This is a genomic window from Grimontia sp. THUN1695, from assembly GCF_059704325.2.
Genome location: NZ_AP046577.1, coordinates 806,598 through 818,517 on the forward strand (window position 1 = coordinate 806,598; position 11,920 = coordinate 818,517).

Below are 11,920 nucleotides of genomic sequence, written 5' to 3' on the forward strand. Positions count from 1 at the left end.
AGTGGATATAGGGAAATAATGAAATACATTGTTTCCCTATTTAGTCGAATAATATGCGTGCCGATGATCTTATTTTGTTTTCCCAGGTGGTTGAGCTGGGAAGTTTCAGCAAAGCGGCTGAGCAAAATAATCTTACAAATTCAGTAGTTAGTAAGCGGGTGGCTCGCCTTGAAGAAGAGTTGGGCGTGCAACTTCTTTACCGTACCACCCGAAAATTAACCCTGACCGAAGCAGGGAAAGCATTGTTGCACGGTGCTAAAAATGTGAAGCAAGCCACTCAGGAGGCAGTAAACTCAGTGATTGGTTTCGGTGAAAACATCACCGGCCATATCAAAATGTCAGTTCCCACTATTTCCGGCGATCTGTTGCTGGCCGACGCAGTGGCTGAATTTTGCAGCCAGAACCCTGGCCTCACCGTAGATATGTCGCTGGATAACAAGTTTGTTGACCTGATTGAAGGTGGCTACGATCTGGTTATCCGCACCGGTTATCTGGAAGATTCCAGCCTCATCGCCCGCCATTTTTTAGACTCGCAGTGGGTAGTGTGTGCATCGCCAGAATACATCGTCCGTCATGGTAAGCCGGCAACACCGGAAGCCTTGGTTGATCACAATTGCCTGCAGTATGCCTACCAGACCACCGGCGCGTCGGAGTGGGAGTTTAAAGCGTCAAAAGGAAATTATATTGTCCGGGTTTCAGGCAGCTTCTCGACCGATAACGCAACGGCCTTACGCAAAGCTGCGCTCGGAGGCTGTGGCATCGCTTATGTGCCACGTTGTCTGGTATATCACGACCTGCTAGAGGGAAAACTGATTGATATTTTCCCCGAGCAAGTCGGCAAGAAGCTTGGCATTTATGCGGTTTATCCTTTCACCCGTCAGCCTCCCACCAAAGTCAAAATGCTGATTGAGCATATACGTAAAAGGTATCTTGAGATTGCCCACTATTTTTAAATTGTCCTGTTAGTCGCTCACTCAAACGTTGGGTGACGTTTTCAAGTCCTGCAAATATCTATGCCAGTCATGCCATGAGAGCACCTTCTTGCACGTTGCTATTTTCCAGATAGAGAATCGTGATCCCCCTTCAAACGTGCAATTTGGGGTGGAAGTGATGCATTTCACACAATGTTTTCCATGCGACTTTTATCCAGTAAATGTTAGCTATTTAATATATTTGGCTGGTTGAGAAAGTCATATCATTTCGGCATCTGAATCAAACAGAAAAACATGCTATGAAAGTTGTTGCTATTACCGCTTGCCACACAGGAATCGCTCATTGCTACATGGCAGCCGATCGTTTGGTTGAAGCGGCCCGCTCCCTGAATATTCAAATAAAAGTCGAAACACAGGGGGCGATGGGTATCGAAAACAAAATATCCAAACGCGAGTTTGATTCCGCGGATCACATATTGTTGGCAACTGACATCAGCCCCTCTGAAAGCGAACGTTACGCAGGTAAACCACTCACCATGGTTTCGGTGCAGGAAGCCATCAATCACCCTATTGCCCTTTTGAAAAAGCTTAAATGAAGAATATGAAAAAAGAAGTCGCATTTACCTGTGAGCTGCCAAACGGCATTCATGCGCGTCCCGCCAATCATCTGGAAGCAGTCTGTGCCCAGTTCAAGAGTGAAATCACCTTGCGCAATCTGCGAAATAACAACGCAGGCTCTGCAAAAAGCGTTTTGTCGTTGGTCGGAACGGATACCCTGCTTAACGACCCCTGTTTACTCATTATCGAAGGTGAGGATGCAGAAGCCGCCTTCGATATGCTGACAACATACCTGAACGACGTATTCCCGCATTGTGATGAAGAGCTGGTGGCGATAGATGAAGGTGATGTGACGCTGCCACAATCGTTGATGCGTCATAATCCCACCTTGATCAAAGCTAAGCGTTTGTCTGCCGGTATTGGCAAAGGGAAACTGGTGTGCTATCGCGACGTTGCGCTTTCCCTGTTTGCTAATGCGGTTTCTACCCTGTCGTTTGATGACGTCAAACAGCACGTGACCATGGCGCTGCTGGACAAAGCTGAACAGGCGAGCGGTCAGGAAAAAGAGATCATCAATGCTCACCTTGGCATGTTGAAAGATGACGCGCTAAATGCAGCGGTTGCTAACGGTGTGGCACATGGAAACACATTGGCACAGGCCATCATCAACGCCGTAGACACCATCAGTGCGACCCTGTTGCAATCGTCGTCTGATTACCTGAAAGAGCGTGTGCTTGATATCAAAGACATTGCCCTGCAACTGCTTACTGCCGCTCACCCCGAACTGAACGTTTCCACCGAGTTCACCCTGACAGAACCTTCTATTGTGATTGCTAACGATCTGACGCCAAGTCAGTTTCTGGGACTGGACCGCCATCACCTGAAAGGGTTGATCCTGACGCAGGCAGGGTCAACTTCCCACACGGTAATTCTGGCGCGTGCGTTTAACATTCCCGCAGTTTCTGGCGTGGCGGTGGAAGAGTGCGCGGCACAGGAAGGTGAGCTTATTTATATTGACGGCGGGCTGGGAGTGGTTTCCCCCGAGCCATCGCAGCACGTTGTCACCTATTTTGAGCGCGCCATTTGGCTTGCAGATCAAAGAGCGAAAAAAGAGAGCGAGTTTGTAAACCAGCCCGGTAAGACCCGCGACGGCAAAGAAATAGAAATCGCGGCGAACATTGCGTGTACCGTTGAAGCAACACCTGCGTTTGAAAAAGGTGCCGAAGGCGTAGGCTTGTTCCGTACTGAAATGCTGTTTATGGACCGTGCGACCGCACCGGGTGAAGAAGAGCAATTCAACGCTTACAAAGCGGTACTTGAGGCGGCAGAAGGTAAGCCGGTTATCATCCGTACCATGGATATCGGTGGCGACAAGCCGATTGAATACCTGAACTTGCCACACGAACACAACCCGTTCCTGGGTTACCGTGCAGTGCGCATTTACCCTCAATTTATCAGCCTGTTCCACACCCAAATCCGCGCCATTTTGCGTGCTTCACCGTTTGGGAAAACCAAAGTGATGATCCCGATGATCCAAAGCATCGAAGAGATCCGCTGGGTGAAAGAGCAAATCAGCATCGTCCAAGCGCAGCTGGAGGGGGACGGCGTCGCGTATGGCGAGTTTGAGCTTGGCATCATGGTAGAAATTCCCTCTGTGGCTTTCCTCATGGATCAGTTCTGCAAAGAAGTGGATTTCTTCAGTATTGGCTCAAATGACATGACCCAGTACCTGTTGGCAGTCGACCGCGATAATGACAACGTCGCGAAACTGTACAACAGCTTGGCACCGTCATTCCTGCGCCTGCTGGATGCGGTTGTGAGCGGCGCACATGAGCACGGTAAATGGGTTGGCTTGTGTGGTGAGCTGGGCGCGAACAAGAAAGTACTGCCACTGCTGGTGGGGGCGGGGCTGGATGAGCTGAGCATGGCGGCGCCAAGTATTGCTCCAACCAAAGCGCAACTGAGCCAGATGGACAGCAAACAGTGCCGTGAGCTTTTCGTTCAGGCATGCAACTGCCCAACCATCGTAGATGTTGAAGCGCTGCTGGAAGCATTCAGTCGCTCACAGGAAGATAAGCCGCTGCTGGCAACGGAATGTGTGCTGCTGGATTGCGATTTCAACTCCAAAGAAGAAACCATTCAAACGCTGGTTGGCAACCTGGGTATTCAAGGCCGCACCAATCTGGTAGGTGAACTTGAAGGCGACATCTGGGCACGTGAAGCGGTATTTACCACAGGGCTTGGTAACGGTTTTGCGATCCCACACACCAAGTCAGACAACATTGTCCACTCTTCCATTTCTATTGCACGCCTGAACAAACCGGTGCGTTGGAGTGACGATGAAGATAGCGACGTCGAGTTCGTGATCATGCTGACGCTGAACAAAAACCAGGGCGACCAACACATGCGTATCTTCTCGGGTCTGGCGCGAAAATTGATTCACGAAAACTTCAGAAACACCCTAAAAACCATGAAGACAGAAGAGGACATGATCGCCTTTCTGACCTCAGAGCTTGCGCTGTAACACCCATGTGAAATCCCAAAGATGCCACTTCTGCTGGTGGCATCTTTGCTGAAAGGTAACACCATGAAAATGAAATTTGCTCCTTGTGCATTGGCGATTGCCATTACGCTGTCTCTGGCTGGCTGCCCTTTAGACGACAACAATATTGGTGCAGGAACATCAACACCTTCTGTGGTCGACATGTCTGTGCTGAAATATGTTGACCCAATGATAGGTACCGCGGCTTCTGGGCATACCTTCCCCGGTGCAGTGGTGCCGGCAGGTATGGTTCAGCTCTCACCGGATACGTTTATTGGTTCCAACCGTGATCATGAATCAGGATTAAATGCGTGGCACTCCGCATCCGGTTATTGGGATTCATCGAATTATGAAACAGGTGAGATTGTCGATACAGACGTGCCAATCTACGGGTTTTCGCACACGCACCTTTCAGGAACTGGAGCGACGGATCTTGGTGATATTCTGGTTTTACCTTATTCAGACATGAATGATTCGCTGATCAATGCGTTTGATAAAGCCAACGAAGTGGCGACAGCGGGGTATTACAAGACCAAATTAAACAAAGGCAATATCGACGTTGAGCTGACCACGACCAAACGCGTGGGTTTGCACAGATACACCTTTGCGGCAGGTGCAGACCGTAATGTGAAATTTGATCTTGGCCATACCTTGCTGAACAACAACGGTGCGTCACTCAAGAACAAAATTGAGCTGATTGACGCGTACACCATTCGTGGTCGGAAGTCGTCAACGGGCTGGTTCCAAGGACAGGATCATCAAGGTCATGACATCTTTTTCTATGCCAAGTTTAACCAGCCTGTTGTAAAGGCGTTGTTAGGTGAGGCAGAAAATGCGCCATCACGTGAAATGCGTAATAACGCAGTTTATCAGGGGGATGACCTGACCGCGTACCTGAATTTTGGTAAAGGCGAGGAGCCGATTGAAATTCGCGTGGGTATCTCACCGGTAAACTGGCATGGTGCGCAGAAGAACCTTGAGAAAGAAGCGGCGACATTTGATTTCGCGAAGGTGAAATTAGACGCCGAGTATGCGTGGGCGGAAAAACTGGCCAAAGTGAAAGTCACTGGTGGCACGGAGGCTGAGAAGACCAATTTCTACACCGGTATGTACCACATGATGATCGCGCCTATCGAATTCTATGATGTGGATGGCCGTTATGTTGATATGCTGGGCACCGTACGCACGCTGGAAGAAGGTGATATTCCTAATTATTCCATCTATTCAACCTGGGACACGTTTCGTGCAGTACACCCGTTTTGGACCATTATCGATCCTGAGCAGGCAACACGTTATGCCAAGGATCTGATCCGTAAATCTAACGATGAATTCGGCATGCTGCCGAAGTGGGAAGGCCACGGCTCAGAGACGGGCACTATGATTGGGTATCCATCAACGGCCATTCTTGGTGATGCCGTCGCGAAAGGGCTGATTGATGCGAAAGAAGCGCTTCAGGCATCAGTGAAATCTGCGCGATACCGCCCACATGATTTCCCTCAAATTCACGATGGCATTCTCAGCTCGCTGATGGCGGGTCAGCTGAACTACCACATCAATGAAAAGTGTGTTCGTGTGCCGAACTGGAACTCTGTTTCTTACTCGCTCGAATTCTCTTTCTACGATTGGACGATCGCAGAAATGGCAAAAGCGGCTGGCGATATGCACACTTACGACGAGTTCAAAGCACGTTCATATAACTCGCTGACGCATTGGGATGAAGAATCCGGCTTCTTTGTTCCAACGGTTCAGGTGGGCGACGATAACTGTGCGCCACTGGCAGGCTCTGGTACATCTTGGGCACAGGATCTTTACCCGACCGGTGTTTTTGACCCATACGTTGCGAACCCCTATGCCTTTACAGAAGGCAATGCCTGGCAATGGCAATGGGCATTCATGCAAGACCTGGACAAATTGACCGACATTATGGGGGGCACGGCTGGCTTGAATGAGAAGCTGAATAACCTGTTTACCGCAGATTCCAATCAGGGCGATCAGCATCAGGATATGACAGGTTATATTGGCCAGTATATCCACGGTAACGAACCGTCGCACCACGTGATTTATTTGTATAACCGCACCGAGGAATCCTACAAAACCCAGGAATACCTGGATCAGGTTTACGATCAATTCTATAAGCCGACACCGGACGGCATTATTGGCAATGAAGATGTTGGTCAGATGTCAGCGTGGTATTTGATGTCGGCGTTGGGCTTCTACCAGATTTCACCTACGGATCCGACGTACACCATTGGTCGTCCAATTTTCGATCATGTCACTTTGCCAATGGGCGAGGGGTATTTCAACATCATCGCCGAAAACAATGGCCCGGATAACCTCTATGTGAAAGAGGTGACCATCAATGGTAAACCATTGGATAAATACAACACATTTAAACATTCAGAGTTTAAAGCCGGTGGTGAATTACGGTTTGTTATGACAGCAGATAAATCAGAAGCAATGGCGGCAAACTTGTAGAAAGCTCTTAAAAAACGCCATTTAAATAACTGCAACCGTCTTGTGCTCATCTGTAATCAGCAGGTGCAGGATGGTTGCATCTTTAGAAGGAAAAATTAAAAGCTAAGTCTCTATACCCGTGATCATTGAAGATGCTTGATTTTCATCGGTATGAGGATCATGCTACGCCCCATGAAAGTGACTCTGACCTACAAGCAAAAACATGAACTCGAAAACCAGCACGATAAAACGCGTGATGGTCGAGTGCGTGACCGTATTAAAGCGGTACTGCTTGCTTCTGAAGGTTGGAGTACTGCCATGATTTCTCAAGCCTTGCGTATTCACGAAACCACCGTTCTCCGTCACCTTCACGATTACGCGCAGTCCGAGAAACTCAAACCTGAAAATGGTGGGTCCAGCAGTCGCTTATCGGCTTCACAGACGATGGCGCTCATCGAGCACTTAACAGAGGTGACCTATCACCATACTCACCAGATTGCTGCCTATGTTCTGGCGCAATTCGGCGTCTGCTATACCGTCGCTGGCATGAACAAGTGGCTGCATCACCACGGTTTTAGCTATAAAAAGCCTAAAGGTGTCCCTCACAGGTTTGATGAGGCTAAACAGCAAGAATTTGTCGAAGCCTAAAAGGCACTTAAGTCGAGCTGCGGCAAAGAGGAAACTATCCTGTTCATGGATGCGGTTCATCCCACTCAGGCCACCAAACTCTCTCATGGCTGGATACGTACTGGGCAGGACAAAGCGATTGAAACCACGGGAAGCCGCAGTCGCCTCAACATAGTGGGTGCATTAAATCTCTCTGAGATTTGCCGCACTGTTATCGATAATTACGAGAGCATCAACAGCGAAAACATCGTTAGGTTTTTGTGCAAGCTGAGAGAAAGCTACCCACTGACGCATAAGCTCCACCTCATTTTGGATGGTGCAGGGTATCACCGAAGCGACTTAGTAAAAGACACCGCCTTTGTGCTGAATATCGAGCTTCACTATTTACCGCCCTACAGTCCCAACCTCAATCCGATAGAACGGCTTTGGAAAGTGATGAACGAGCAGGTAAGGAACAATGTCTACTTCAAAAGTAAACGGGATTTTGAAGCGGCTATTGGCCGATTTTTCACTGTGATCCTTCCACAAATCGCAGGCTCTTTAGCGTCTCGTATAAATGATAACTTTCAAGTGCTCAATCCTGCATCTTCAAGTTGAATGGGTATATCGGCCAGTTTGTGATGGGGAACGAGCCGGATCATCACGTGCCTTACCTTTACAACTGGACAGCAGAACCATGGAAAACACAAGAAGTGGTAGATCAGGCAATGAACGCGTTTTACCACCCGACATTGGATGGCTTGATTGGTAACGAAGATGTGGGACAGATGTCCGCCTGGTATGTGATGTCTGCACTGGGCTTTTATCAGGTCACGCCGGGTGAAGCGACCTATACCATCGGCAGACCGGTGTTCGATAAAGCGGTTATCCCGGTTGACGGTGGAAAGTTCACCATCAGTGCGGAAAACAACAGTGAAGAAAACATCTACGTGAAATCCGTTTCCATTAACGGCAAGCCTCTGGATGCCAACTTCTCGTTTGCCCACAGTGAGTTGAAAGACGGTGGCGAACTTCACTTTGTAATGACAGGCGACAAATCAGAAGCGATGAAAGCCGTGAACTGATTTGTGCGGCATTGAAATTGAAACAGCAAAAAGGGTCATGCGAGATGACCCTTTTCTTGTTTCTTATGGCGTAAGATGTGGCGTTTATTTTAACGGTAGAATGACGGTACCGTGTCCTTTATTACCAGCATGGAGTTATGTCGATAATAATCGATACTCACTCGGCGTTTTTCCTGTCTTTTGCTTAAACACCCTGCAGAAATAGTTGGTGTCTTTAAAGCCGCAGCGGTGAGCGATTTCGTCGACTTTGAAGTTGTATTTCTTGAGCATAAATTTGGCGCGGTCGAGGCGTACATAAGTGACGTAATCGGCGTATCTCACAGACCCTTCCTGATGGAACAAGCGGGAAACGTGGGCGGAGGAAACACCAAAACGGCTGGCGACGGACGTGCGGGTGATGTTTTTATGAAAGTTTTCCTGCACATAAATACACATGCTGCGATAGAGTTTTTCACTGCGGCTGACTTTTTCCTGCTGGGGGCCTTGCAGCAACTCATTGCAGTATGTGACCAGAGCATTGGCAAGATGCCCTGCCATCACCATAGAGCGGCTTTCGTCTGACATGCTATTGAGGGCATCCAGCACATGTTCTACGGCCATTGAGGTCGGCAGTGGCATGGCATATTTTTGTACATCTACGAAGCCATTTCCCACTTCATGATGCACAAAACTAAACCCAATCTGGTGCTTACTGAATAGAATAGACAATATTTTGCAGGTGCTTTCCCAAGTCGGTTTGCTCCAGGCGTTGGAAGGAATATAAACCATTTCACCCTGTTGGAGCCGGAGCTTTTTCTCACTGGTACGGGCATCCACAATCAGGTCGTATTCACCATCCAGTATCAGTTCAAGGCGGTTGAAGTTTACTTGATACGCCCCTTGGGGAGGGGTGTTTTCGCTTAAACAGACTTTAGACAGTTTGCCGTTGAAGTTAATCAAGTATTCGGCAATGTTGTGGTGCATGAAGAGAGCCTTTCAATAGAAAACATCGGTATAAAGTGAGAAAAAGGATGATAAGAGGGTTTATATACTGAAGGAAACAGAAAAAACGCGATATGGAAACGGAATCCATATCGCGGTATTAAGAGTTATGCTTGAGCTAGCATGCTTTCTAGTTTCGCGACGATTTCAGGTGCCTGTTTCGCCGCTTGGGTGACGGTGACACGCACAATTTTCTTACCTGCAAAACGCTCTTCATTCTTAATTGCGATGTCCTTGGTCAGGACCACAACATCTGCTGATTCTACATCGGCTGGAGTGAGTTCATTTTCGATACCAATGGCACCTTGGGTCTCAATTTTCGCTTCCCAGCCTCGTGCTTTTGCTGCGGTCTCCAGTGCTTCAGCGGCCATGTAAGTGTGTGCTACACCAGATGGACAAGACGTTACACCAATCAATTTCATGCTTATTTACCCGTGTTTTTATTTGAGTTGTGTTAATCGAAGGACAATTCCAGTTCTTCGGTTTTTGCTTGTTTATCTTCTTCGCGGACTGTGATGGTTTTTTTCAGTGCGTTCACGATCAGGGCTGTGGTTACAGCACCGGCGATGACGGCGGCGACGTACATAATGCGACCTTCAACCACTGGCAGGACAATTAGCCCCCCCCATGGCGCATGGTTGATTACGCCGCCAAGAAATGCCACGACATTCCCTACGATACCGCCTGCAACGATGGCTGGGATAACACGTGCAGGATCGTTTGCAGCAAAGGGGATCGCACCTTCAGTGATACCGATACAGCCCATGATCGTTGCTGCCTTACCTGCTTCACGCTCTTCAGGGGTGTACTTTTTCGGAGACAGGAAGGTAGCCAGTGCCATGCCCAGTGGCGGAACACAGATGGCTACACCAACACCGCCCATCAGCCAGGGTTGCGTGCCAACCTGAGTTTGTGCAAACAGGGTCGCCACTTTGTTGATGGGGCCACCCATATCGAATGCGGTCATACCGCCCAATACTGCACCTAGCACCGCTTTAGACGTACCTGCCATGGATTGTAAGCCTTCGTTCATGAATGCCATGAATGCAGCGATGGGTTGACCGATAACCCACACCACCAGTGCAGAAACGATAAAAGTACCGCCGATAGGAATGATGAAATAAGTGGACAGCGCTTTAAGTTTGTTAGAAAGAGGGATGCGCTTCAGTTGCAGAACCACGTAACCTGCGATGAAACCCACGACGATGGCGCCGAGGAAACCTGCTTGCACTTGGTTTGCCAAATATGCCCCAATCATACCCGGTGCCAGGGCAGGGCGATCAGCGATAGAATAAGCAATGTAGCCTCCCAAAACCGGTACAAACAGGGTGAAACCTGCAATACCCATGTCCCACAGACCTTCCAGAAATACGCCTTCTGGTACTGCGCCTTTGCCGTTTAGCATGACTGACAGAGCAAGCAGTACACCACCTGCTACAACGAATGGCAGCATATGACTGGTACCGGTTAGGAGGTGCCGTTTGAGTTCAGCGAAGTTTGTTTTCATAAGTTAGACCTTGTACTCGAGTTATTGGGTTATGTCTCGTGATGGTCTGATTATGCGTCGGCAGAACTGCTTGGGATATTGGACAAATCATTCCTTTACTGGAGAAATGTTGCATATTGACCTCATTGAGAAGGCAGTCACATATCTCAAGCTATCAGCATTTTATGGTTTTTTATGTGGTGGTGAAGGCGTGAAATATCGTATTAAAGCAACAACGTTCACAGGATTTGGCAAATACAATGACAAAAAAATCGGGCCAGAGCCCGATAATCAGTGTTTTGGAGTCTGCGTACCGCAGAAGTTCTTGGCTGCATAGGTGACACGTTCTTCCGGCGTGGTCATATGCGTTGCTTCTCCCATGGCTTCAATGTGGCGAAGCCTTGGCAGCAAACCGCAGCCATTGGCAATTTGGATTGCCAATCCTGGGCGGGCATTCAGTTCCAATACCATTGGGCCCTTTTCTTTGTCGAGCACCATATCTGTACCCAAATAACCCAGTCCTGTCATTTCCCAGGCACTGGCCGCTAGAGTGAGTAGCTGTTCCCATTGTGGTACCTGTAGCTCACTCAAAATGCGGCCGGTATCGGGGTGTCGCTCGATAGGACGGTTGAACTGCACGGCGCGCAGAGCTTTGCCTGTGGCAATATCAATACCGACGCCTACTGCCCCCTGATGAAGGTTGGCTTTGCCGTCTGATGCTGAGGTTGAGAGGCGCATCATCGCCATTACCGGATAACCCTTGAACACGATCACGCGGATATCGGGGACACCTTCGTAGCTGAATCCGTCAAAGACATCGTCAAACTGGATAAGGTTTTCCACCACAGCGACATCGTTCTTGCCTCCTAGGGAAAATAATCCCGCCAGTGTATTGGTGATGTGACGCTCGACTTCCTCTTTGCTGACCTCAGAGCCTGACGGTTTTTTGTAAACGCCGTCCTTGTTTGACGTCACAACCAAAATCCCTTTTCCCCCAGAGCCTTGCGCAGGTTTGATCACAAAACCCGGCCAGTCTTTTACCATGTTATGAATGGTAGGGACATCGTGTTGTTCACTGATCACGCCAATAAGTTCGGGCACGGTTGCGCCTGCTTTCTGGGCAATCCGTTTGGTTTTGAGCTTATTATCCACCAGCGGGAACAAGCTCCGTTTATTATACCGGCCTATATAGCTGATATTGCGGCGGTTCATGCCCATGATCCCCGCATTGTGGAGCTTGAATGGCGAGGTATATTTCTTAAGAAACCCCAGCATG

The 11,920-nt window shown here is 48.8% G+C and carries 8 protein-coding genes and 2 pseudogenes; 6 read left to right on the forward strand and 4 right to left on the reverse strand.

Features of this window, described 5'->3' with window-relative positions; all coding sequences use genetic code 11:
- Positions 1-53: 53 nt before the first annotated feature.
- From AC6IB1_RS07260 to AC6IB1_RS07285, 6 genes and pseudogenes are all read left to right on the forward strand, one after another.
- On the forward strand, positions 54-953 hold the full coding sequence (locus AC6IB1_RS07260) for a LysR family transcriptional regulator (RefSeq protein ID WP_497568437.1): 900 nt from the start codon (positions 54-56) through the stop codon (positions 951-953).
- Positions 954-1,231: 278 nt separating this feature from the next.
- Positions 1,232-1,528, forward strand: coding sequence for a PTS fructose transporter subunit IIB (locus AC6IB1_RS07265; protein ID WP_497568438.1), 297 nt, complete (start codon positions 1,232-1,234; stop codon positions 1,526-1,528).
- Positions 1,529-1,533: 5 nt separating this feature from the next.
- Positions 1,534-4,014, forward strand: a complete 2,481-nt coding sequence (ptsP, locus tag AC6IB1_RS07270) for a phosphoenolpyruvate--protein phosphotransferase (RefSeq protein WP_497569105.1) — start codon at positions 1,534-1,536, stop codon at positions 4,012-4,014.
- A gap of 69 nt (positions 4,015-4,083) precedes the next feature.
- Entirely contained in the window at positions 4,084-6,507 is a 2,424-nt protein-coding gene (locus AC6IB1_RS07275) for a GH92 family glycosyl hydrolase (RefSeq protein WP_497569106.1), read from the forward strand.
- 171 nt (positions 6,508-6,678) lie between these two features.
- Positions 6,679-7,710 (forward strand): annotated as a pseudogene (locus AC6IB1_RS07280) (IS630 family transposase).
- Positions 7,707-8,177: pseudogene (locus AC6IB1_RS07285) on the forward strand (glycoside hydrolase domain-containing protein); the annotation flags it as partial. The pseudogenes AC6IB1_RS07280 and AC6IB1_RS07285, both read left to right, overlap by 4 nt.
- A 135-nt stretch (positions 8,178-8,312) precedes the next feature.
- Here the strand turns inward: AC6IB1_RS07285 and AC6IB1_RS07290 are convergent.
- The 4 genes from AC6IB1_RS07290 to AC6IB1_RS07305 form a co-directional block, all read right to left on the reverse strand.
- A complete protein-coding gene (locus tag AC6IB1_RS07290) occupies positions 8,313-9,140 on the reverse strand; it encodes an AraC family transcriptional regulator (RefSeq protein WP_497568439.1) in 828 nt (275 codons plus the stop codon).
- A gap of 125 nt (positions 9,141-9,265) precedes the next feature.
- Complete coding sequence (locus AC6IB1_RS07295; RefSeq protein WP_005506127.1) at positions 9,266-9,580, reverse strand: PTS fructose-like transporter subunit IIB; 315 nt, start codon at positions 9,578-9,580, stop codon at positions 9,266-9,268.
- 32 nt (positions 9,581-9,612) lie between these two features.
- The gene (locus AC6IB1_RS07300) at positions 9,613-10,665 is read right to left on the reverse strand and encodes a PTS fructose transporter subunit EIIC (RefSeq protein ID WP_497568440.1); all 1,053 of its coding nucleotides are present in this window, start codon (positions 10,663-10,665) and stop codon (positions 9,613-9,615) included.
- A gap of 270 nt (positions 10,666-10,935) precedes the next feature.
- Positions 10,936-11,919 carry an alpha-L-glutamate ligase-like protein gene (locus tag AC6IB1_RS07305; RefSeq protein WP_497568441.1) on the reverse strand — a complete coding sequence of 328 codons (984 nt, stop codon included), beginning with the start codon at positions 11,917-11,919 and terminating at the stop codon, positions 10,936-10,938.
- Position 11,920 lies beyond the last annotated feature (1 nt).